Below are 24,422 nucleotides of genomic sequence, written 5' to 3' on the forward strand. Positions count from 1 at the left end.
GCGTCGACAAATTTGTTGATTGACGATAATTAAAACAAGTGTTTAAATTCGCAAAATTCAAACACCCATTTAATTCATATGTTTAAATCGGGATTTGCCTCACCAATGACACTCAGGGGATTGATTATGCTCTTTTGGATTATTCTCGCGGCACTGATTTTCGTCCTGTTTCAGGTTAAATCACTGCGCCAACAATGGGTCACCGGCCCCGCCTTTAAACTCTTCAAAAAAGTACTGCCACCACTAAGCCAGACCGAGCGGGAGGCTATGGAAGCCGGCTCGGTATGGGTAGAAGGCGACTTGTTTTCCGGCAAGCCTGACTGGGAGCGCCTGTATTCCATGGCACTGCCTCAATTAACCGACGAAGAGCAGTCGTTTCTGGATAACGAAGTCAATGAACTGATGAGCATGATCGACGACTTTGACGTGATCCACAAAGACAAAGACTTCACTGAAGACGCCTGGCGCTATATGCGGGAAAAAGGCTTTTTTGCTATGATCATACCTAAAGAGTATGGCGGTAAGGCGTTCTCTGCGCTGGCCAATTCGACCATTGTGTCTAAAATCGCCAGCCGTTCGGTAAGTGCCGGGGTTACCGTGATGGTGCCTAATTCACTCGGTCCGGGCGAACTGCTGAGTCACTACGGCACGCAACAACAAAAAGACTACTGGCTGCCACGCCTCGCCGACGGCACCGATATTCCCTGTTTTGCCTTAACCGGCCCTGAAGCAGGGTCTGACGCAGGCAGCATCCCGGATACCGGTGTGATCACCATGGGTGAATATGACGGCAAAGAAACCCTCGGCATCCGTCTTAACTGGGACAAACGCTACATTACCCTGGCTCCGGTTGCCACTGTACTGGGCCTGGCATTTAAACTGTACGATCCTGACCAACTGCTGGGCGATAAAGAAAGTATCGGTATCACCTGTGCGCTGATCCCTACCAGCCACCCGGGTGTTGAAGTTGGCCAGCGCCATCTGCCACTTGAACAAGCCTTTATGAACGGCACCACCCGCGGCAAAGACGTCTTTATCCCGATTGACTGGATCATCGGCGGGCCGGACTATGCAGGGAAAGGCTGGCGTATGCTGATGGAGTGTTTATCTGCCGGTCGCGGTATTTCATTGCCTGCCCTGTCTACCGGTAATGCTCAGTTAAGCGCTCAGACCACTGCCATTTATGCCAGTATTCGTCAGCAATTCGGCTGCTCGTTATACGAATTTGAAGGTGTTCAGGAAGGACTCGCCCAGTTAAGCGCTAATGCTTATCAGGCCGAAGCAGTACGCCATCTTACAGCCGGCGCGATTGACTTAGGTCAGAAACCGGCGGTGGTCACCGCTATAGCTAAATTCCACATGACCGAAGTGGCCCGTCAAAGCATCAATATCGCCATGGATATTCATGGTGGTAAAGGCATTCAGATGGGGCCGAATAATTACCTGGCATCACTGTATATGGCGATGCCGGTATCCATCACCGTTGAAGGGGCAAATATCCTTACCCGCAGCCTGATGATCTTTGGTCAGGGGGCTACCCGCTGTCACCCCTACGTGTTTGACGAAATGGTAGCAGCCGCTGAACCAGACTTTAAAACCGGTCTGGCACAGTTCGAGCCACTGTTGTACAAACATATCAAATTTGCGCTGGGTAACGCTTTCACCGCTTTCGGTTACGGGTTAACCGGTGCTCGTTTCGCATCAGCGCCGAAAAACGATGCCAATAAACGCCACACCCAGCAAATCCGCCGCATGAGTAAAGCGCTGGCCATTTGTTCTGACATTGCCATGCTGATGCTCGGTGGTGAACTCAAGCGCCGTGAAATGCTATCTGCCCGTTTAGGGGATGTATTAAGCGAACTGTATTTGTCTTCAGCGGTACTGAAGCACTTCTACAGCCGTGGGGCTCAGGCGAAGGAACAACCGATTGTCGATTATCTCATCCAGCAATCGCTGTATAACTGTGAGGTAGCGCTTAAAGGTTACTGCCGTCATATTTCTAACCCTGTAGTGGGCACGTTAATTCAACGGCTGATTTTCCCCTGGGGCAGCAGTTACACACCACCAAAAGACAAGCTCAAAACTCAGTTAGCGCTGAATCTGTGTCAGGATAAATCGCTTCGTGATGCTATTACACCCATGTGTTATGTGGGAACAAATGAAGACGATCCCGTTGCCGTGCTTAACCAGGCTATGGATGCCATCGACGCACTCGCGCCGTTAGCAGCCAAAGTCAAAGCAGCTCAACAGGCTAAAACCCTGCCGCGTAAAGGCAGTATCTTCCAGTTACGCGACAAAGCGCTGGCAGAAAACGTAATTACCGAAGCTGAAGCCGCTCAAATTGCCGACGCCGATGCATTGCGCAGAAAGGTGGTTAATGTCGATGAGTTTGACTTTGACCTGGGCATAACCCCGGCACAGGGCAACGCTGCAAAAGTGAGTGACGCAGCCTGAGATACCGGGATATTTCGCAACTATCCTCAAACGGCGCCATAAGGCGCCGTTTGTTTAGTTAAACAAATTCACGGCTTCACTGGCCGGTACCGGTCTGGCAAATAAATAGCCCTGCAGGTAGTCACAGCCGTACTGATGGAGCAATTGCCGCTGCACATCGGTTTCCACCCCTTCAGCAATCACTTTTAAGCCCAGGTTATGGGCCAGCTGACAAATGGTTAATACAATCGCTTGCTGTTTTGGAGCATCCACCATTTGACTCACAAAAGAACGGTCAATTTTCACCTTATCCACCGGGAAAGCGCTTAAATAAGCCAGCGACGAATAGCCCGTACCAAAGTCATCAATCGATAAACTTACGCCCAGTGCACGCAATTCAACCAGTACCGCACTGGCTACCTGATGGTTATCCATAATGGAGGTTTCGGTTAGTTCCAGCTCAATCAGTGAGGCCGGAATATCAAAATCACGCAGACGATTCGCAATAGACTCTGCAAACCCCGGTTGTAGAAACTGACGCGCAGAAATGTTGATAGCAATTTGCACCTGCCGACCTTCTTCATACCATTGCCGGGCTTGCCTGAACGCACTGTCGAGTACCCATTCACCGAGCACCAGAATAAGACCACTGCGCTCAGCGACGGGAATGAATTCCCCGGGAGAAATAAATTCACCGTTATCGAACCAGCGCAGCAAACATTCACAGCTTTGCACTTTTCCATCACTAAGCTGTTGCTTGGGTTGATAGTAAAGGGTTAATTCATCATTTTTTAAGGCCTGCTCCAGACGCCGGGTAATGGTTAACCGGCGCTGATGGTAGGCCCCGTCATCGGCATTGAAATAATGTACAGCCTGATTATTTTTCAGCGCTATTTCCACGGCAATATTGGTGTGCAACAACAGCGTGTTGTAATCTACACTGTGCACCGGGTAATCGCTGACACCAAACGTCACATGAAAGCGCATGGCACCCATAGGGGTATCAATGGTATCGGCCAGTTTAGTGCGCAGCATATTCAGTAATGAAGCCAGTCGGTGAGCTGGCCCCTGGGCTTTCACCAACACCATGAAACAGGCATCAGCTACGTGAAATAAACACACATCATCAGCCTCGCTGTTAACGCTGTTATATTGCTCGATACTGGTTTGTAAAAAGTAGCCCACCGAATAAATACAGGCCAACGCATCGGCCAGGCCAAAATTTTCACTGAGTAATTTAAAATCGGTTACATCAATCATCACCGCATTGAATGTTTGTTGCCTGGCAATCCACTGATTGGCCGTTCTCTCCAGATAGCTGCGATTACCAATGCCTGTCACGGGATGATGGAACGCCTGATGTTCCAGCGCCTGCTCCGCGCGATGACGCTGGGTGATATCCCGTACATGCAGATCGTAGGTTTGATGCTCACTAATCCAGTGACTCTGAATGGCGTAAAAACGCTGGCCCATTTCAAGAATAGTCTGTGCGCATAGCTCGCCACCACTGCTGGCCAGGGTTAACGCTTCGGTTAATGGCGCCGGAAAGCTGGCCATTGAGTGCTGGTCTGTGGGGTACAGCTGTTCTATCAGCTCGTCCGCTGCCGGGTTTGCATATAACAGCCGGCCCCTGGCATCAATTCTGATCACCGGGTTGGGGTTGCGCTTGGGAAACAATGCCAGTGTTTCATTTTCGGTACTTAGCCGGATATAGCGGGCAGCATAACGCCCCAGATAAAAGCTAATAGCAGCTATCCCCAGGGAAAATAATGCGACCACCCAAACGGTGATCTCCAGCAATTCAATAATAGACAGGTAGCCATCATTAACCGACCTGTTAGTCGCCGTTTCTATTTTTTTGAGCAACGGTAATACTGCCCGGCGATACTGACTGATTTGCTCTAACTGGGCGCGCGACAAATTCCACTGAGTTTGTGGTGACATCAGGTTTTTATGCAGCGCTTCTGCCACCTCTGATGACGCGACCAGGTAAGCAGAAATATCGGTTACAGTTGCGTTAAACTGATTAGCACCCGCCATATCATTGAGAGTGGAGCGCAGTTGATTGAAGTTTTGTAAATACCCCACATCATATAAAGACGACTCTTCAGTAGCGTAATATTCATACAACAAGCGTTCCTGCTCGCTAAGCAACATGCCTATTTGCTGTACCTGACTGAAAATAGCCAGGTCAGTTTCCATATATTTACTCGCTTTGCTCTGCACACTGGCGGCCAGGCCATACACGCCTACCGCCAGTAACACGCCCAGAAAAACGATAATCAGATAAACCTGCCGAGTTCGCGATACGAGTTTTTCATTTTGCATAAGAGCCATTCCCTTTCGTTCCTTTGCTTTATAGACCATGCATTGTTGCTTAAACTTTCATCCCGGTTGGAGTAATCTATCTTTAGCTGGTAAACGTAATAACTAATTGATTTAGCAAGGCAGGAGCATGTGTGGAAAAGATAAATGAAATTACCGAAGTAGTGGAAAATTTTCTAAAGCGCGAGTCTTCAGCCGGCATTCTGCTGATGATAGCCACCGCCCTCGCGTTAGTGGTGGCAAATACGCCTATCGATTTCTACTACGATAAACTGGTGTCTATGCCGGTTATTATTGCCGCCGGTGATTTCAGGATTGATAAACCGTTGCTGCTGTGGATTAACGATGGCCTGATGGCGATCTTCTTCTTCCACGTCGGGTTGGAGCTAAAACGGGAAGTGTGTGAAGGCGAGCTGGCCAACCCTAAAAACATTGTGCTCCCCGCCAGTGGTGCAATAGGCGGCATGATTATTCCTGCACTGATTTATGTTGGTATCAACTGGGGTAACCCCGCCGCTCTGTCTGGCTGGGCGATACCGGCCGCCACTGATATTGCTTTTGCCCTCGGGGTCATGGCTTTGCTGGGTAAGCGCGTGCCCGCCAGTCTTAAGGTGTTTCTGGTTACCCTGGCCATTATTGATGACATTGGCGCAATCGTCATCATTGCCTTGTTTTACACCGACAACATCACCGAAGTCGCCCTTATGATTGCAGCGGGGTGTTTCCTGGTTTTATGGCTCATGAACAAGCGTAATGTGGTCGACTTACCCGGGTATATTATTGTTGGCGTGGTGTTGTGGGTAGCACTGTTAAAATCGGGGGTACATGCTACGCTGGCAGGCGTATTACTGGCTGCCTTCATTCCCATGCGAGAAAAGCGCAATCCGGATAATTCGCCGGTAGTACGGCTCGAACATGAACTGAATTCAGCGGTAAGTTTTGCCATTATTCCTATCTTTGCCTTCGCTAATGCCGGAATTAATTTCAGCAATATTGCCCCGGAAGGGATTTTCCACCCGGTGACCTGGGGCATATTCTTAGGTCTGGTCGTCGGTAAACAGGTTGGTGTATTTGCGTTTTGCTGGTTGATAGTCAAACTCAGACTGGCCTCATTACCCTCTGATCTCAATTTCAAACATATCTACGGCTGCTCGTTGCTGTGCGGCGTTGGCTTTACCATGAGCCTGTTTATTGGTGGTCTGGCGTTTCAGGAGACCGGGATCAACCAGATTTTTGATGAGCGGGTAGGTATTCTTGCCGGTTCGGCGGTGTCTGCCGTGCTGGGCTTTATCGTACTCTACCTCGTCGGTAAGCCAGTGCATCCCACTGAGGAAGACCTCCCGACCGTAGAACAAAGCCCGGACCAGGCAAACTAATTAAAAATGCTGCTGAACATACTGGTAAATGTAATCGCGTAAACATTTCGCCCGTTGACTCAGCAGCTTGCCCCCCGGCCAGAGTACAAAGATATCCCTGACCTCGCCGCCCCACTCAGGTAGCACGCGGATAAGCTCGCCACGCGCCAGTTCTTCTTTGACTTCGGTTAACGGCGCCAGTGCAATGCCCTGGGAATCTCGAACAAAATACTTCACCATTAGCGGATCGTTAACCTGAGCCCGGCAACGCGGATAAAGCGTAAAAGACTGACCGTTGGTTTCGTTATGCAGTTGCCACTTAGGCCGCATACTTAAGCCAATCAGCTCATGCTCCGATAACTCAGCAGGATTCTCCGGCATTCCGTAACGCGCAATGTAGCTATCGGTGGCCACCAGCACGTTTTCAATCAAACCAAGACGACGCTGATACAGGGAAGAATCATCCTGTCTGCCAATGCGTATCGCCAGATCCGCCTGCATCTCTATCATGTCCATGGGGTGGTTACTTAAATGCAGTTCCAGCTCAATCCGGGGATACTCCCTGGTAAAGCTGGTCCACATTGGGCCCAGTACGCCATGGGATATATTCACCGGCGCAAGCACCTTTACTTTACCTTCGAGCTTTTGTGACTCATCGCTTAACTGCTGCTGCGCAGCCTCAAAGCGCCCAACCAGTTCAGCATAAGCTTCAAAATACGCTTCACCATCCTGAGTCAGCACACATTTTCGGGCAGATCGGTGCAGCAGTTTTACCCCTAATGCATGTTCTAATTTTTGCAATCTGCGCGTAACCGTTGCCGGTGGCAACCCGGCATATCTGGCCGCTCCGGCCAGGTTGCCATGTTTGACCACCTGTACAAAGAGCGCAATATCGTCAAGAGATGATTTCATTTTAGTAATTTAAGATTAATAAATTAGACATTTATACCATAAATGTAACGTAATAAACTGACAAGGTCAGAATTGTTGCTACACCCGACCACTACAGGAACCTGTTTACTATGATCCATCCACGCTTTGCACCGGTTGTCTTCGCCCTGTTTATGGCTTTTTTTATGTCGGGGATCATGTCGCTGGTCGTCACCACTATCAATATTGGTTTGGTCGATGACTTATTATTACGCTGGCTGGTCTCATGGCCAATGACATTCGCCATTGCCTTTCCCACCATTATGGTCGTCGCTCCAATGGTTAAACGGATAGTTGGCCGTTTGATCATGCAGGAAGTGCCGGCAGAAAAATAAACTTTCATATTAACCTAATAAACAATCTTTCTCAGGGGAAGATTGGCTTACACACCTGCCTTGGGTTAGTTCTATTTAAGTCGAAGAAAGAACAAAATTTGTGCCCTGTTACAGTGTTGTCATCGTCACTGGCAGACATAACAAACTAGAAGAATCATCATGGATGAGGATTCAGTCGATGGGGCACAAGGATGTGCCGTCATTGACGGTCTAGTTTGTTCTGTCAGGGACGATGACGCTTTTCACTGTTTAGGGCTGCGGGGAGTCCAGAGTGGTTCACGGTCACCGGGTCGCACAACACCCTCTGGTCGAGGTCGGCGACTCCGACAACCATGCTAAAACATCTGGCTTAATAATCCGCTAGTAATAAAGTTAATATATTTTATCCTGAATAATAACCAGCTAATTAAGCTGGTTGGGCAAAAAAAAGCCTCCGGATGGAGGCTTTTTGCTAACTGATTGTCTGATTACAGTCCGTTCAGGAATGCATCAAACTTACTCTGGTAAGTCTCTTTCAGGCGCAGGCACTGATTCGACTCATCCATCATAATGTCGTAGCTACGGGCCATGCCTTCGTGCTGGTCTTTAATCGGACCGTAGAACTCAATGGCCATTGCGAGGTTATCGGCATCACAGGTAGTTGCGATAAATTCAGGCATCCGCGATACGTGATAATCCGGCATTTTTTCCAGTACTGCCTCGGCATTATCGTTTAACCAGGCGTAAAATGGCGTGTGGTCATCCAGATTACGTCTCACGCTACCCAGCATACTGATGGTATTGGCCGGCGTGACATTATCGGTAAGTGCCAGATCGAGCAGCTTGTTGATCATGGCCGGATCTTCATACCCCATGGAGTAAAGCAAGGTATTTTTCACGTTTGGTAATTTGCTGTCGGCAAACACCTTCATGATGCGGTCAAACCAGGCCGGATCGGCATCCGTTCCCATGGTTGTTACGCTCAAAGCGGTTCTGGCGATACCATTTGGCATACTGCCGGTATCGGCCAGATACTGTTCAGCCAGCGCTTTGCTTTTCTTAACCAGCGCTTCATTGTCGCTGTGACGGCCCAGTAAGCTATACAGCTGAGTACGCAGCCTGATAACACTTTCATCATCATCTTCCGACTGAGTCAGCGTGAGCTTCTCCAGTAGTGGCATGTATTTTTCGTTGAGCAGTTCGGCAAACTGCGCTTCGTTGTCATCATTGACCAGATACAGGAAGCCAGCCAACGTGCCCACTGACGCACGAATAACCACCGGATCTTCATCCTGAGCCATAGCATTCAGTACTTTCATCACGCTGTCGATGCCTGCTTCACCACCGTTTAACAGTGCCTGCATGTTATACAGCACATTTTTCTTTTCACGGTTGTTCAGCACATCCAAATCAGCCAGCAGGTTATCCATCTGCGCAGCCGGGATATTCCAGCGGAAATAGCCGGTGGCATTATCGTTAGGGAAAACCCAATCGGCCTCAGCCAGCTGCGGTAAACGGGTAGACGTCTTATCGACAAACACAATCTCACGGTGGATCTTGCCGTCTTTTTTGTAACTGATGTTCAGCGGTACGGCCCAGGTTTGCTCTTTCACGTCGGCACCGGCCAGGTGGAAACGTTTTTGTGCAATAGTGCCGTCACTGTCGATGTCCAGCAGCGGGTAGCCCGGCTGTTCAAGATAGGCTTTCATCATTTTGCTCAGGTTGAAGTCTGATACCTCATCCAGTGCTGCCCATAAGTCATCGGCCTGAGTATTGCCCCAGGCATGCTTTTTCATATAAGCCTGAACGCCTTGCTGGAAGTTTTCCGTACCAATCAGCGACTCAATCATTTGCAGGATAGATTCACCCTTAGAGTAGTTAAGGCCCAGTCCGTCCATTACATCAGGCTGGCTGCGAACTATCTTCTTAACCGGCTTAACCGTAGGGCTGGCATCGGCACCAAACGCGCCTTCCTGAATGATTCGATCCTTAAAGTTCAGTTCCGGATAGAGTTCCATCATCACATAGCTGGCCATCCACGAGGCAAAAGCTTCGTTCAGCCATAAGTCATCCCACCAGGCCATGGTCACCAGATTACCGTACCATTGGTGTGCGAGTTCATGAGCTACCACATTTAACGGTGCTGAACGCTCGGCCAGACCCGGCTCGTCTTCGAGCAATAAAAGACTGTCGCGATAAGTGATCAGACCGGCATTTTCCATGGCGCCGTGGGTAAAGTTAGGTACCGCCACAAAATCCAGCTTGCGGTACGGGTAATCAATCCCGAAGAAGTTCTCCAGTGATTCGAGAATTTCTGGTGTGTGCTTTACAATAAATTTGGTTTTATCGGCATAACCCTTAGGCACATATAGCTTGCCAGGCACCGACAACCCTTCCATTTCCACACTGTCGAACGGACCTACCGTATAAGCGATAAGGTAGGTTGGCATAGGCTTGGTTTTCATAAAGGTAACGGTTTGCATACCGTCTTCTACCGTGCGCTTTTCCACCGGCGTATTTGACGCCACAACCTGTTTTTCCGGTGTGGTGATGGTCATTTGGTAAGGAATTTTAAACGCCGGCTCATCAAAGCTCGGGAATGCCTTACGCGCATGCATGTCTTCAAACTGCGTGAAGATATAATTGCGTCCCTCAAAGCTGGACAGGTACATACCGTCTGAAGAGGTATTTACCTTGCCTTCAAAACTGATGGCCAGCTCATAAGTACCTACCGGAACGGTTGCAGAGCTGTGACCCCAGTTAATGTTGTAATCGCCTTCGCTGATCCGCAGCGGATAAATCCGGTTCCCCTGGCGAAGCTCAGCATTGGTCACCTGAATATCCATTTGATAAAAGCCGACTTTGGTTACCGCTTCGGTAATATTCAGCTCAATAATGGTTTCCCCGGAATAGGCAGGCTGATCGGGGTCGATATTTAGGTGGATCTGTTGAAATGTTGGCTTAATGGCGCCAGGTAGCCGATAGTCTACATCTTTTGCTGAGGCAACATTTGCCACCAGCATAACCATGCAGGAGACCCAGGATAAGAGTCTTTTCATGAACGCGTCCTCACTGTCGTTTGGGATTGGAGATTTTTATTGTTTGGTGATGAAATAACTGACAAATAATACCATTTATTGTTACTAAGATTTAGTCGCTAAAGTGTAACCAACTGTTGTGCACTGTAAACTGAACCTTATAACTGGTCAGTTCACCGCTTTGATGATTTTTTAACCTTCGAACCCCGAGGCTTTTTTGCTGTCACATTGTGGTGCTACTCATCGCAATGGCATTGTTTAACGCTGCCTCAAGGCCTGATTACCGGGATATCTGAAACCCCTCTCGGGCCAACCACGCCCCAAACATTAACAAAGCATTATTCTTCGTCATCAAAAATTTATACTTTTCTATGATCCCCAAATGTACTCGAGACGTTAAAGGTTTGTAATTTATATGTAACACTGGAGAATAAGATGAAGTTCAGAGGACTCGCTATCATTGCATGTACCGCACTGCTCACCGCGTGCTTAGACGATGACGATAAAACAGAAGAAACACCCCCTCCCCCGCCCACATTCAGCGCCAGTACTACCATTGAAATAGACTTAACCGGTAAACAACAGGTTCCGGCGAACATGTCTGCGCAAATGGCTTCAGCCACCGTTGAGCTTGACGAAACGCTGGGCTTGATGCGTGCGTCGGTGGACGTGAGTAATGTGGAAGGCGTGCAGGCAATCCATATTCACGATGGCGATATTGGCCGTAACGGAGAAGTGGCCTTCGAATTCACTGAAGGGTCAACAGCGGGGACTTATACGCTGGACGAAACCGATGTCAGCAGCGAATTAATGACCGACCTGCTGGAAGGTGAATGGTACATCAACGTGCATACCAGCCAGTTTGAAGACGGTGAGCTGCGTGGCCAGATCGTAACTGACGATATGGCGGTTGTGACCTTCATGCTTGATGGTAATCAGGAAGTCCCTGCGGTGTCGACCCTTGCTGATGGCTATGGCTATGCACTGGTCTCTACGGCGACCTACGATCTGGATTTAGTGATCTACACCGACGATGTTGAGGCTACGGCTGCGCACATCCACACTGGCCGGGTAGGCAATAATGGGGATGTACTGGTGGCACTTGAGCAATCAATGGATGATGCCAGCATGTGGATGACACCGGAAGACACCATGATTAACGAGGAAATTTTTGGTGTGCTGGCATCAGGAGGTCACTACGTTAATGTTCATTCCGATGCGTTCCCGAATGGTGAAATCCGCGGCCAGATCCTGACCGATAACTTCGCCCTCGCCACTTTTGCACTAAGTGGTGAACAGGAAATCCCCGTGGTTGATACCGACGCTTACGGCAGTGGCTACGCATTGGTTGATACTTCCTCTTACGCCATAGAGCTAACTGTTGTTACCGAAGGTGTCGACGATGCTACCGCTGCGCACATTCACACTGGCCGGGTAGGCATGAACGGAGACGTACTGGTTGCGCTTGAGCAATCGGCAGACGACATGGGTAAATGGGTCACACCAGATGAGCTTGCTATTGATGCCGCCACGTTTGATATACTGGCGTCTGGTGGCCACTACGTTAACGTTCATACGCCTGCAAATGGCAGTGGCGAATTACGAGGCCAGATATTAACTAACAACTTTGCTCTGGCGACGTTTCGCCTAAACGGTGATCAACAGGTACCTGTAGCATCCACCTCAGCCATGGGTAATGGTTACGCACTGGTCAACACTGCGACTTACGATTTGGAACTGGTGATTGATACTACTGGCGTAGACGATGCAACAGCCGCCCACATTCATACCGGTGGTATTGGTACCAATGGGGATGTACTGGTAGCACTGGAACAGTCGATGACTGAACCCGGCATGTGGATGACACCGGCCGACACTGCTATTAATGCCGATATCCTGGCCGTCCTGGCCGCCGGTGGCCACTACGTTAATGTGCACACGCCGGCCTTTCCTGATGGTGAAATTCGCGGCCAGATTGTTACGCCTCAATACGTCATTGCGACCTTTGGATTGAGCGGTGCCCAGGAAGTGCCTGCCGTTAGCACCATGGCTTCGGGCAACGGCTATGCGTTAGTGAATTCGTTAACCTTTGACGCAGATGTGGTGGTTCACACTGATGGCGTCGATGATGCTACTGCCGCTCATATTCACACCGGTCGGATCGGCATGAACGGTGATGTGCTGGTGGCTCTGGAACAGTCAGGCGATGATGCCGGCATGTGGATGACCGCCGCAGATACCATGCTAACCCCAGAAATATTTGAGGTACTCGCCTCTGGTGGCCATTACGTTAATGTTCACACACCAGCCAACCCGAGTGGCGAGCTGCGCGGGCAAATTCTTACCGACAATTTTGTAATGGTGGCTTTCGGATTAAGTGGCGAGCAGGAAACCCACGCGGTTACCACCACGGCCACAGGCAGCGGTTATGCGCTGGTAAACACTGATGATTACAGCCTTGAACTGCAGGTGGTTACCAGCGGCGTAGCCGATGCAACCGCCGCGCACATTCATACTGGCGCAGCAGGAATTGATGGTCCAGTGCTGTTAGGCCTTGAGCAGGACGGTGATGATGCAAACCGCTGGATGGCACCCGCTAACGCGATGCTTGATGCGACAATCTTTGGCGTCCTGGCTGCAGGTGGCCATTATGTAAATGTGCACACGCCAGCGTACCCTAACGGTGAGTTGCGGGGACAGATTCAGTAGTCTGACCTGCCAGCAAACATAACTTCGAAGGGGTGCTATAAGCGCCCCTTTTTTATAAACGGTTTATTGTGCTTTTACCCAATCAAGCACACCGGCAAACCAGTCCACCTGATGGCGCATCCCAAAGCCATGACCGCCTTTCTCCAGTAATACCATCCGCACCGGCACCTCCTGCGCTCTTAAGGCGGCGTAATACTCAAGAGCATTATCAACCACCACCACGCTGTCGTCGTTAGCGTGCACGATGTAGGCCGGCGGGGTTTGCTCAGTAGCCTGTAATTCATTGGAATAAGCGGTTACCAAAGCAGCGTCGGGTTGTTCGCCCAATAGCAGATTACGTGAGCCCTCATGGGTAATGTTTGCCTGCATACTGATCACCGGATAGATCAGGATTTGGAAAGCGGGTCTGAGCACTTCAGGGTCATAACTGTCGATCACAGGCTGCGCAAAATGCGTGGCCCCGGTTGCCGCCAGATGGCCTCCGGCAGAAAAGCCCATCACACCAAACTGACTTTGTTCCAGTTGCCACAGCTCACCGCCTTGACGAAGCCGGTAAAAGGCCTGTTGAAGATCCTGCAGCGGCCCTTCATGAGGGATTTCCATGGTCGCGGGGTTGGGCATCCGATACCATAAAACCGCGGCAGCCACCCCATTTTCCGCGAACCTTTCGGCCACCTCCTGGCCTTCCTTAATAGATGACACGCCAAAATAGCCGCCCCCCGGACAGATGATAACCGTTTTCTCAACTGACTTATTTTCAGGAAGGTAAAGCGTAAGTGAAGGCTTACTTATAGCAGTAATAAAGCGGTCATTGTAACGTTCGTCGAACAACTCTCCCTGGTTACTGGTGTCTATGGCTCCGGGAATTCCCTGCGGGTAAAGTTCAAGGTCGACTTTGCGAATGGCTGCCTGAGCAGAAAAGCTCAACATCACCACTAAGGTGAGTAGTAATCCGGATTTTTTCACCGTTTATTCTCCTGTTATTTTGTATGACAAATTAACATAAAATAAACAATAAAACAGCGGGAAGGCTCGCCGGCAATGAAAATGGCGCGCAGCAGTGTAAGCTGCGCGCTAACGGCACGATAATTTAGTTAACGAAGCCTTCATTGGCTTTGATGGTAAGCGGGTGATAACCCGGTTTCGCTTCATCGAATGCCTTCTTCGCAAACGCTTTACCCTGTGGCGTTTTCGACAATTCACGATACAAGGGTTTAACCAGCTTGTTACGGCCAATGGTCACCAGGTACTCGTATAATCGGTCGTAAGCGGGCTGATACTCATTGTTAACGGCAATCATCAGCCAGCTATGAGCAATCTCGTTATTGCTACTGGCTGTCAGTCCAAAGGCCTTATCCAGCTCGGCGAGTTGTTCATCTGCCAACTGTTCTGGCATGTTGTTTAAAAAATACAGCCATTGATGAACAGTCCACTGCGCCGTATCAATACTGACTGCGGATTTTTCACCTGACAACCAGTCCTGCCGGGCCTGATCGACAATAGTAAAAGCATCGGAGGTTGGCATTGGCGCATCCGCCGGAATGCCCGGTTTGAAGATCCACTGATCAATACGCTCGCTGTCGAGTTTTTCAGGGTACTCGGCTAACAGGGTATCGTTCAGATAAGCGATAAACTCATCGGTAGTGATACTCTTAAAAGCAAAATGCTGAAAATAATTCAGCAAAAAATGATCAAAGTTTTCGCGGCCGACCTTTTGCTCCAGTTCACGCAGAAACAGCGCACCTTTCTCGTAAGGAATATCAGAAAATACATCATCCGGATTTCTGCCACGTAAATCGATAGCCAACACCTGGTCGTTGGCCGGCAGCGCAGCAATGTCTTCCTGTAAATCCTGATAACCTAATACGGCTTCCATACGGAAACGGTCATGGCCATAAATCATCTCCATGATGCGATAAGTGAGGTAAGTGGTGAAACCTTCGTTTAACCATAAGTCGCGCCAGGTCGCGTTAGTCACCGTGTTACCCGACCAGCTGTGAGCCAGTTCATGGGCTATCAGCGACACCAGGCTCTTATCACCGGCGATAACTGTTGGCGTAATAAACGACAAGCGCGGGTTTTCCATTCCACCAAAAGGAAATGACGGCGGCAGGATCAGCAGATCGTAGCGATCCCAGCCATAAGGGCCGTAGGTTTCTTCGGTAGCTTCCAGCATGCTTTCGGTATCGGCAAATTCTTCCGCCGCGGCATCCAGTAATGCCGGTTCAGCGTAAACCCCGGTGCGCTCACCCATAGGTTTAAACTGCAAATCACCAATGGCCAGTGCAATCAGATAAGACGGTACCGGCTGCGGCATGGTGAAATCGTACTCGCCGTCACGCTCGGTGTCGGGATCGTTAGCCGCGCTCATCACCGCCAGCAGGGCTTCAGGTGTATGAATGGTGGCATTGTAAGTCACACGTACCTGTGGCGAGTCTTGTAACGGAATAAAGCTACGGGCGTGGACTGCCTGGGCCTGGGTAAATAAGAACGGATGCTCTTTGCCGGCTGTCTGTGACGGCGTAAGCCACTGAACACCTGATGCCTGTGGCGAGGTGGCGTATTCGATAGTCACCTTGTTACCCTGCTTCGGCAAGTCAATTTCCAGCGCCGCGCCCAGTTCCGGATCAGCAGGCTGTAGCTGGTAATCCAGGATTTCACCGTTGGCCGTCACGCTCTGAATGCTCAGGTCGCGGGTATCCACAATCAGCGTATCTGCCTGAGCAGTCTGTTTCTGATAAGTCAGCGTGGCACTGCCGCTTAATACACTGGCAGCGAAGTCAGCCGTAAGATCCAAATCCAGGTGAGTCACGGTGACTTCAGCAGGGTTAGAGAAGGAATGATAATCCACCCCGGCTTTAATGTTTTCACTGTCTGCTTTAGCGACGTCGGCCATGGGGGCCGGTGTTTCAGCCTCAGGGGCTGGCGTACAAGCAGTAAAAAGAGGAATGGTGGTCAGTAACCATGCAAGATTCTTCATTGTCGTCCTGTTGTTATTATGATGATTTGATTCTATGTCATAGTAGCGAAATCATCGTCGGCTTGCATCAGCAAACTGACCAAACACAGGCGTTGGCGGCCGAATGTCAGACAGACAAGCGGCCCGGGGAAACCCGCTTTACAGTCTGAATTGGCCCACCAGCTTTTCCAGCCGTTCGGTTTTATCGTTGAGGATTTTGCACACCTGCTTGTTGTCGTCAGAGGCCTGCGCTAACTGACCGGTATGTTCATTCACCTCGTTCACCCGCACACTGATATCGGCCGATACCTCACTTTGCTCATTTGCAGCAGAGGCAATCTCGGCATTCATCTGATTGATGGTTTGGGTGGCTGTAATAATCGCCAGCAGGGCTTCACGGGTGGCTTCAACCCGTTGCTGCGTTTCCTGACTTTTATCAAGACTGGCTTGCATTGTGTTCAAGGCTGATTGTGAGCCGCTTTGCAGACGCTGGATCATGTCCTGGATCTGCTCCGTGCTGGCCTGAGTTTTACTGGCCAGACTGCGAACTTCATCGGCAACCACGGCAAAACCCCGTCCCTGCTCGCCCGCGCGGGCCGCTTCAATAGCAGCATTAAGAGCCAGTAAATTGGTTTGAGCTGCGATATTCTCAATCACCTGTAACAAGTTAACAATGCCGTCCACATCACCGCCAACCCGCTGTACCACACTGCTGGCACGGCCAATTTCTTCGGCCAGTTGATTCATGCTATTAACAGTCTCATCTACCGTTTTATCAGCCATTGCACTTTGGTGTTCCGCCTGTTGAGCGGCCTGGGCTGCGGCAGAGGCATGTTGGGTGACGTTTTGTGAGGAGTGCGATAACTCAGTGACTGCCGTGGCAATTTGATCGGTATTACTTTGCTGCTCTCGTGCAATCACATTGAGGCCAGACGCGCGTCCGTCCAGATGCGTGGTCTCCTGTTCAATGTCTTTGGTTACATCTCTTATCATGCACATCATCTGATGCAAATTGGCCAGCAGTTGATTGACATTGTCTGCCAGTGTGCCCATTTCAAACTGATCGTCAACCACCACCTTGCGAGTCAGGTCGCCGTTACCCTGAGCCAGCTTGTGAATGGATGTATTCACTTCGTCCAGCGGCCGGATAATACTTCGACGCACAAGCAATCCAAACACAAAAGAAATCACGCCAAGTAAAATACAACTCACAATCAGCAAAGTCACCAGATGATTGCGACTGCTATAGACCGCCTCTTCAATAACCGCCAGTTCCTGATCCACTTCATCAATGTAAAAACCGGTACCAATCATTAATTGCCAGTCTGGAAAATACGCAGAATACGACAACTTAGGATGGGCGACCGTCTGACCGGGTTTCGGGAAATAATAGGTAACGTAGTGATTGCCCTGAGCCAGACCATTTTTTTTGCCTGCCGCGACGAGTTCTCTTATCAGATAAACGCCGTTACTGTCCTGCAGATCCCAGAAGCTATCGCCTAGCCTATCAAGACTTTGACCATTTAAGACTCTGATGCCTTCGTCGGTATAACCAAAAATATAGCCAGACTCTCCGTATTGAAACTGGCGCAACAGGGTAGCCGCTTCCTCCACACTGCCCCCGCGTTCATAGATTGGTTTAATCAGACTGACGGCCATTTCGAGCAACGCTTTCACTTCTTTCTCGCGATCGTTGATCATTACTTCGCGGCTGCTCGATAAACGTTCTTCAGCTTGCTGATTGACCTGAAAGACCGATAAGAAGGTCATTACGCCTCCCAGTATTAATACCGGTACGATAGAAATGAGTAACAACTTTTGCTTGATTGACAGATTCACGTGAAAGACTCCAAACACATAGGATATACCGCATATACTCAACTAAAGTATGAGCTATCCGTGCCCAATAGCAACTATATTCACTATCAAACGTAATTATAGTGTAAAAATTATGCAACAAAGGTGTAGCGGGATTGAAGGGATGAGATCTGGCTGATTTAAAACAGATAATAACAAGGCATTACCCTGTAATGCCTTGGATGGATAAAATTTATTGCAGATGATTATGTTTAGTGACTAAGCATACCGTTGTAACGGAGTCTCGGAATCACTAATTCTGGCGCTACCGGTGCGGGAAAGTCAGCACTGGAATCGAGGATTACAGAACTGCCGTCACCAAACTCGTACTGGGTTAAATTCCTGGATAAAGCCTTACAACTTTTGCAGGTTCTAAAGCAGTGAAGCCATAGATGCCCTTTTTCTACCATCAGAGCCTGATCGGCCTTGGACGGCAACTTCGATTTTATTGCATGCACTGTCATAGGTAACTCCGTCGCTATGTCTTTCGCAATACGGCAACCGAAAGAATAAATGTAGGGTATAAGGTTTAGAATAAAGCTGGCCAGCCTCCGTAAACCGGCAAAGCACAACGACTGGCTTTATCTAAACTAAAGTATAGCAGGGCCAACTGATTAAAATTTGATCCACATCTATTTTTTTGGCCCTTTGCTTTATGACCGCGAAAAGCTTGAGATTATTCCTCGTCACTGGTGGGAGGCCGGGCTGACGACCCCGCCAGAATACCACCGTCTATGGTCAGCTCTGTGCCGGTAACATATTTTGACTCATCGCAGGCAAGATAGACCGCAGCAAAGGCTACATCTTGTGGCGTTCCCATGTGTTGCAGAGGAATGTCCGCGGCGATAGCGGCAATGGCTTGTTGCCGTGCTTCACCCTCGCCGAGCATCGACTCCCAGATGGGCGTGAGGATTGCGCCGGGATGAATGGAATTACACCGAATAGAGTAGCCTTTTTCCGCGCAATAAAGCGCTACTGATTTGGTATGATTTCGCACTGCCGCCTTACTCGATGCGTAAGCCGCTGCCGCCGGAATTCCCACCATGCCGGAACGTGAGGAGATGTTAACGATACTGGCTGCCGGACTGTCCTTCATTAAGCCAATGGCGTATTTACAGCCCAGCGCAACACCATCCAGATTAACCCTGTGCACGGCATGCCAACTGTCTAAGTTAAAATGCTCAGGATCAAACGGGCCGGGATGGCTCATAAAGCCGGTAATTCCCGCATTATTCACCAGAATATCGAGCCTGCCGAAATCGTCGCGCACGCGGTCGGAAATAACATCCCAAGCTGCCTCGGAACCCACATCCAACGGCAAAAATTGCGCTGAGTCACCAATATCACTGGCAACCTGCTGACCGGCTTGTTCGTCTACATCGGTCACAATTACCGTTGCCCCCTGTCGGGCAAACTCTTCAGCGATTGCCTGGCCAATCCCTCTGGCAGCGCCGGTCACCAGTGCTATTTTGTTGGTTAAACGCATCCTTGCCTCCTTTAAAAATTAACTATTAACCCGAAAAAGACTCCGCCTGGTAATGCTGCTTTACCTTATTGATAAACTGCTGCCAGGTTTTATTGGGCTGCCAGATAGCCAGCATATCTTCCCGCGCGACGGCTTCGTCTTCCTGCAGGCGGATCACGCGATATAAATAGGTGAATACTGCGCCCCGCCAGTTTAACTTGCAATGGGTTAACGTTACGCCCTGCTGAGACGGGCTTTCCATAAACGCCACGTAGTCAACAAAATTGGCCACCGTTGGGTTTTCCCACTCCACCTGAATATTGTGATAATCCATGCCCAAATCGCTGACCAGGGTTTGTTCCTCATCCCTGTCTCCGGGGATAAGATCAATTACCCGGGTGACGCCGAGGGATTTAAAGGTTTCAAAATGAGCAGCACCAGGTAAGCCAGAGCTCATCATTTGTGGCGTATTGACCTGATAATTTTTAAGGCTGGTCAGTGGTTGTTCGTCTGCGCCGACGGCAAACGCCATAAAGCCGGCTAACCCTAACAGCCATGCGCGGATTGTCCGGCCTGTTCTATTCCTGTCTTTATTCATTGCCTGTTCCTTGTTACAGCAAACCTGCTGTTATTCAATGCCAGTATAAAGAACACCCGGTAAACTGCAATCAACCCGCCTGGCGCTTAACTGCCCACCACCTGAGCCTGACGGGCGCGGCGAGCCAGCACTGTGGCCATAAGGGCAATCAGGGCCGCCCCGATACCCAGTACAGCATAGCCGCACCAAACAGTGAAAACCGAAAACCAGTTGGCCGCAATACTGGCGCCAAAAGCCGGTAATACAGCACCGGAATAAGAAATGATATACACGGTGGATAACAAACCCGCCCGATACTGTTGTGGTTCATCCTGCAGCAGTAATTTAATACATGCCGTAGACGCGAGCCCCTGAGCAATACCTACCGACAAACTGGCCACAATAAACAACACCAGTCCGCCCTGCTGCAACGCCAGGGTAATACTCATTACCGCCACGCAAAACAGCGCCATGCCAGACTGCACTGCCCGGCGCGGTGATAACCGACCGGATAAGTAACTGCCAAACGGCGAGAGGCCCATAATCGATGAAAAGGCAATCGCTGCCACAATAGCGCTATCCATAGCCAGTTGCTCTGCCACTATCGACGGCCCAAAGGCCTGATAAAAGCCACCGGCCGACCAGGTAGAAATCACTACCCCGGCAGTGGCGACAAAAACGAACGTTTTGCCGGTGGGCAGGTGCAGGCTTGGCCGCAAAGACTTCAGTGCCCCGGGGCTGACGGTTAATTGTTTCCCGGCAATTAAACAGCAATGCCAGACACACCAGCAGCAGCGTTAACACCAAGGCGAAAATGGTGATTTTAGGATACGGCCCCCAGGTTACCAATGCACCACTGCTAATCGCTCCCAGCGGGATCCCAACCATTGGTGAAGTACTGGCCACTGCTGCAACCAGCCATTTTGGCTGATGTTCCCCGGCATCCACGGCATAGGCACCAATGCTGCTGGTTGCCACACCACAGGCAAACCCTTGCAAAAGTCGCGCGGCGAATAGCAGCGTCACATCACTCATCAGCATCAGGCACACACAGGAAAGCGCGCAACAGCCAATGGCAATAAGCGCCATGGGTTTACGACCTACATGATTCGATAAACGGCCAAACATCAGTAGCGCCACCGCGGCAGAGATGAAATAAGCCAGCGACACCACACCAAGGTCAGCGTTGGTTAATCCATTTTCGGCCCGATACAGATTGAACAGGGAAATGGGTGTGCCGGAGGTCATAAAAACCAGCACGAATGCGCATGACGCCACCCAGAACGTGGCGTTGGATTGAAGTTTCAAAATAATCAGCTCCGGGGAAAGATAGATTTAGCAGGTGGTAAAAACGAACTTAAGCTAAGCTAGCTTTATCATTACCTCAATTTGAGGTGACTGAAAAAGTAACGAATAGTCGCCGGTGAACTTGCCCAGGCTGACTAACCCACTCGCATAACCAAAGGATTTTCCAAACAGCGCCAGATTTCCCTACGGCGCATAATAGGTAATGTCCCCGGCACACGCTTTGTGGCCGTCAGGGGCGTTGCTGGTATCGAGAGGGTTATCCAGATCTACAATCTTTTCAATGCCGGCATAGTCTTTAAGGGTCAGTGTAAGCGGTAAACGGGCGGCAAAATCCTGCGCCGCGGCCGAATCGTTAAGTTCAGCGGATAATGTGTGATTTCCGGCTGTGAAAGTAATTTGCATTCTCATCCCTTATTGACAGTGATCCTGTCAGGTTAAATTTCACCACTAGTCATACATGCTATTTTTTCTGACCTGCCGTCAAAATAACAGGCAATTCATGCAATTCTATTGCACATTAATCCGAACGAAAGGATTTATTCATACTAAACTAAGTAACATACGGTAGACTTGACTATCACATTACGCAATACCGGGTAGAGGAGAAAGTAAGTGACTACAGATAATTCGCTTTTAGAGGCAACCAGGGCTCGACTGGCAGCTCAAATAGACCGTAAAACCGCCGGTAAAGCCATGCTCGATACCGCTATTGAAGGACTCTCTTTTTACCGACAGACCGAGGCCGCATCGTCCTGTTCGTTGTGTGTGGTTGAACCTAGTATTGCCATGGTGGTCCAGGGCGTGAAAAGCATGACCCTGGGCGACGACACATTTCAATACGACAAACACCGTTTTCTGATCACTTCACTCGACTTACCGGCCCGCATGCAGGTGCTGGAAGCAAATAAAGAAACCCCCTATCTGGGTCTGGTGATCAAGTTTGACTTAGCAGTCATGAGTGAACTTATCCTGCAAGCGCCCTACACCAAGCCTACTGAGAGCCTTTCAGACAAAGGTATGGTACTTGGACAAACGACCCCTGAGCTGTATAACGCCTGCGAGCGCCTGGTTAATTTACTCGACGAGCCTGACTCAGTCGCCGTATTAGCGCCGCTGATTAAACGAGAAATATTCTGGCGCGTACTGACCAGCGAACAAGGCGCCAGACTCCGTCAGGTGGTATCCGCTGGCAGTCAGGGGCTGCGTGTCGCCAAAGCCATTGAGTGGCTGAAAACAAATTATGACAAAGCCCACAGCGTTGAATCACTGGCTGATATGGCGCAGATGAGCAAGTCGACTTTTCATCACCATTTCCGCCAGTTAACCTCTATGAGTCCGCTGCAGTATCAAAAACGTCTGCGCCTGCTGGAAGCTCGCCGTCTGATGCTCGGGGAAGACATGGATGCCTCAACCGCGGCGTATCGGGTGGGCTACGAAAGCCCTTCGCAATTCTCACGGGAATACTCCCGCCTGTTTGGCGCTTCGCCAAAGCGGGATATCGAAAGCCAGTGGCAAAAGATGGGGGGTAAGGAAGTCAGCGGTGTTTTAATGGGGTCTGAACATTAAGCCTCAACCCGACCAATAACACAACACCAACAAGGCGCTACGCATTTGCAGCGCCTTGCTGGTTACCGTTAGATAGTTGACGAGTCAATTACGTAGCGGTAGCGAGCCGTTTTGTTAACCACACTTTCCCACGCTTTATTCACATCACTGGCCGGGATCACCTGAATCTCCGGACGAATATTATGTTCAACACAGTAATCCACAATCTCTTGTGTTTCCTGCATATCACCAATTAATGATGCGTTGAAATTCACCTGCGATGCCGATAATGCCAACGCATTGACTGACACGGTAAAGCCATTGGGCATCCCCACCTGGGTATAGGTACCAAAGGGTTTAACCACCGCCGCATACGCGGCAACATCATAGGCTACCGGCAGCGTATTGATCATATAATCGAGCTGACCGCGGTACTCGTTAAGCTTGTCGTTGCTGTCGAGCACAATGACTTCCTTCGCCCCAAAGCCTTTGATGTCCTCAACTTTGTCGGGCGTTGTGGTGAAGGCATAAACATCTGCGCCTTTAGCCACCGCCAGTTTAACGGCCAGATGGCCAAGCCCGCCAATACCGGCAACCCCCACTTTATCGCCTTTTTTCAGCTCAAATTTAAGGATCGGCGAATAGGTGGTTACACCCGCGCAGAGTAAAGGTGCCGCTTCTTCAAAGCTGATCGCGGCAGGAAGGTGCACTGCAAAATGATCGCGCACCACAATATTGGTTGCATAGCCGCCCTGAGTAATGCCAGTGGGCGACCGCTCATCCGGATGGCCATAAGTAAACTTGGTTTTCGGACTGTATTGCTCGCCACGGCTTGTGCTGGTATCGCAATCGGAACAGCCATCTACCATACAGCCAACCCCTGCCCGATCGCCCACTTTAAACTTAGTGACATTTTTACCCACCGCGGCAACAATGTCGACGATCTCATGACCGGGTACCTGAGGATATTGCTGAGGTGCCCAGTGTCCTTTCATCTGATGGATATCAGAATGGCAGATACTGGCAAATTTGATATCGATAAGAATGTCGTCATCGCCTACCGGACGACGCTCAAACTCCCAGGGTTTGAGTACTCCGGACGTATCAAAAGCCGCATACCCTTTGGACTTGATATTTGCACCGGGCTCTAGGGAAACCGGAGCAGCCGAAGACAATGAGGGGACAATGCCAGACAGCATGATACCCGCGCCCATGGCCGAGGAAGACTGAATAAATTGACGACGTGAAACACCATGAGAAGCGGTTGGCGATGCGTGTTTAGCAGTATGTTCGTGATTATTTTTGCACATAGAGATCCCTCAGGCTTAGGCCCGAAATTAGAAAAACAGAGAATACTCAGACACCGGTCGGCGCCTGAGTGTGGACAATCAGCTAGTCTTTAACGACGTCTTCCGCCAGGTAGATTCCGTCGCTTACCGGCTCCTGCCAGTCAACGGCTTTACCATCCAGGGCTTCCTGCACTGCTACGTGTTGCATTGCTTGAGTGTCAGTAGCGCCATGCCAGTGGCGACGGCCACAATTGCACCAAATAATGTCACCGGGGCGAATTTCTGTTTTCTTACCGCCCTCGCATTGTGTCCAGCCCA

General features: G+C 50.0%; 19 protein-coding genes. 5 read left to right on the forward strand and 14 right to left on the reverse strand.

The window, feature by feature from the left end; genetic code table 11:
* The first annotated feature begins 126 nt into the window (after positions 1 to 126).
* The gene (locus AC27IB_RS01510; protein ID WP_487118426.1) at positions 127 to 2,454 is read left to right on the forward strand and encodes an acyl-CoA dehydrogenase; all 2,328 of its coding nucleotides are present in this window, start codon (positions 127 to 129) and stop codon (positions 2,452 to 2,454) included.
* A 54-nt stretch (positions 2,455 to 2,508) separates the two neighbouring features.
* On the opposite strand, the gene AC27IB_RS01515 is transcribed toward AC27IB_RS01510, so the two are convergent.
* Complete coding sequence (locus AC27IB_RS01515; protein WP_487118428.1) at positions 2,509 to 4,761, reverse strand: putative bifunctional diguanylate cyclase/phosphodiesterase; 2,253 nt, start codon at positions 4,759 to 4,761, stop codon at positions 2,509 to 2,511.
* Positions 4,762 to 4,892: 131 nt separating this feature from the next.
* Between AC27IB_RS01515 and nhaA the strand changes: the two genes are divergently transcribed.
* Positions 4,893 to 6,134, forward strand: a complete 1,242-nt coding sequence (nhaA, locus tag AC27IB_RS01520) for a Na+/H+ antiporter NhaA (RefSeq protein WP_487118430.1) — start codon at positions 4,893 to 4,895, stop codon at positions 6,132 to 6,134.
* Here nhaA and AC27IB_RS01525 read toward each other — a convergent pair whose 3' ends face one another.
* Entirely contained in the window at positions 6,135 to 7,025 is an 891-nt protein-coding gene (locus AC27IB_RS01525) for a LysR family transcriptional regulator (RefSeq protein ID WP_487118432.1), read from the reverse strand.
* Positions 7,026 to 7,135: 110 nt separating this feature from the next.
* On the opposite strand from AC27IB_RS01525, the gene AC27IB_RS01530 reads away from it, so the two are divergent.
* On the forward strand, positions 7,136 to 7,378 hold the full coding sequence (locus tag AC27IB_RS01530) for a DUF2798 domain-containing protein (protein WP_487118434.1): 243 nt from the start codon (positions 7,136 to 7,138) through the stop codon (positions 7,376 to 7,378).
* Between the two features lie 467 nt (positions 7,379 to 7,845).
* On the opposite strand, the gene AC27IB_RS01535 is transcribed toward AC27IB_RS01530, so the two are convergent.
* A complete protein-coding gene (locus AC27IB_RS01535; protein ID WP_487118473.1) occupies positions 7,846 to 10,386 on the reverse strand; it encodes a M1 family metallopeptidase in 2,541 nt (846 codons plus the stop codon).
* 444 nt (positions 10,387 to 10,830) lie between these two features.
* Between AC27IB_RS01535 and AC27IB_RS01540 the strand changes: the two genes are divergently transcribed.
* Positions 10,831 to 13,104: a CHRD domain-containing protein gene (locus tag AC27IB_RS01540; protein WP_487118436.1), complete on the forward strand. Its 2,274-nt coding sequence runs from the start codon at positions 10,831 to 10,833 to the stop codon at positions 13,102 to 13,104.
* A gap of 63 nt (positions 13,105 to 13,167) precedes the next feature.
* Here the strand turns inward: AC27IB_RS01540 and AC27IB_RS01545 are convergent, their stop codons facing one another.
* The 9 genes from AC27IB_RS01545 to AC27IB_RS01585 form a co-directional block, all read right to left on the reverse strand.
* Positions 13,168 to 14,070, reverse strand: coding sequence for an alpha/beta hydrolase (locus AC27IB_RS01545; protein ID WP_487118438.1), 903 nt, complete (start codon positions 14,068 to 14,070; stop codon positions 13,168 to 13,170).
* Between the two features lie 124 nt (positions 14,071 to 14,194).
* The gene (locus tag AC27IB_RS01550) at positions 14,195 to 16,084 is read right to left on the reverse strand and encodes a M1 family metallopeptidase (protein WP_487118440.1); all 1,890 of its coding nucleotides are present in this window, start codon (positions 16,082 to 16,084) and stop codon (positions 14,195 to 14,197) included.
* Between the two features lie 138 nt (positions 16,085 to 16,222).
* Complete coding sequence (locus AC27IB_RS01555; protein WP_487118442.1) at positions 16,223 to 17,902, reverse strand: methyl-accepting chemotaxis protein; 1,680 nt, start codon at positions 17,900 to 17,902, stop codon at positions 16,223 to 16,225.
* Between the two features lie 230 nt (positions 17,903 to 18,132).
* Positions 18,133 to 18,384: a hypothetical protein gene (locus AC27IB_RS01560; protein ID WP_487118444.1), complete on the reverse strand. Its 252-nt coding sequence runs from the start codon at positions 18,382 to 18,384 to the stop codon at positions 18,133 to 18,135.
* 212 nt (positions 18,385 to 18,596) lie between these two features.
* Positions 18,597 to 19,406, reverse strand: a complete 810-nt coding sequence (locus AC27IB_RS01565) for a glucose 1-dehydrogenase (protein WP_487118446.1) — start codon at positions 19,404 to 19,406, stop codon at positions 18,597 to 18,599.
* A 25-nt stretch (positions 19,407 to 19,431) separates the two neighbouring features.
* Entirely contained in the window at positions 19,432 to 19,983 is a 552-nt protein-coding gene (locus tag AC27IB_RS01570) for a protein tyrosine phosphatase family protein (protein ID WP_487118448.1), read from the reverse strand.
* Positions 19,984 to 20,069: 86 nt separating this feature from the next.
* Complete coding sequence (locus tag AC27IB_RS01575) at positions 20,070 to 20,564, reverse strand: PucC family protein (RefSeq protein WP_487118450.1); 495 nt, start codon at positions 20,562 to 20,564, stop codon at positions 20,070 to 20,072.
* Entirely contained in the window at positions 20,539 to 21,270 is a 732-nt protein-coding gene (locus AC27IB_RS01580; protein WP_487118452.1) for an MFS transporter, read from the reverse strand. Before AC27IB_RS01580 ends, AC27IB_RS01575 begins: the two co-directional genes overlap by 26 nt.
* Positions 21,271 to 21,453: 183 nt before the next feature.
* Positions 21,454 to 21,672, reverse strand: a complete 219-nt coding sequence (locus AC27IB_RS01585) for a cyclophilin-like fold protein (RefSeq protein ID WP_487118454.1) — start codon at positions 21,670 to 21,672, stop codon at positions 21,454 to 21,456.
* A gap of 210 nt (positions 21,673 to 21,882) precedes the next feature.
* Between AC27IB_RS01585 and AC27IB_RS01590 the strand changes: the two genes are divergently transcribed.
* A complete protein-coding gene (locus AC27IB_RS01590; RefSeq protein WP_487118456.1) occupies positions 21,883 to 22,836 on the forward strand; it encodes an AraC family transcriptional regulator in 954 nt (317 codons plus the stop codon).
* Positions 22,837 to 22,904: 68 nt separating this feature from the next.
* Here AC27IB_RS01590 and AC27IB_RS01595 read toward each other — a convergent pair whose 3' ends face one another.
* Together AC27IB_RS01595 and AC27IB_RS01600 are read right to left on the reverse strand one after the other, a co-directional pair.
* Positions 22,905 to 24,125, reverse strand: a complete 1,221-nt coding sequence (locus tag AC27IB_RS01595) for an NAD(P)-dependent alcohol dehydrogenase (RefSeq protein ID WP_487118458.1) — start codon at positions 24,123 to 24,125, stop codon at positions 22,905 to 22,907.
* A gap of 82 nt (positions 24,126 to 24,207) precedes the next feature.
* The coding region (locus tag AC27IB_RS01600; RefSeq protein ID WP_487118460.1) for a cupin domain-containing protein at positions 24,208 to 24,422 on the reverse strand (215 nt) is incomplete at its 5' end.

The sequence above is a fragment of the Alteromonas sp. 4NH20-0104 genome (assembly GCF_057547795.1).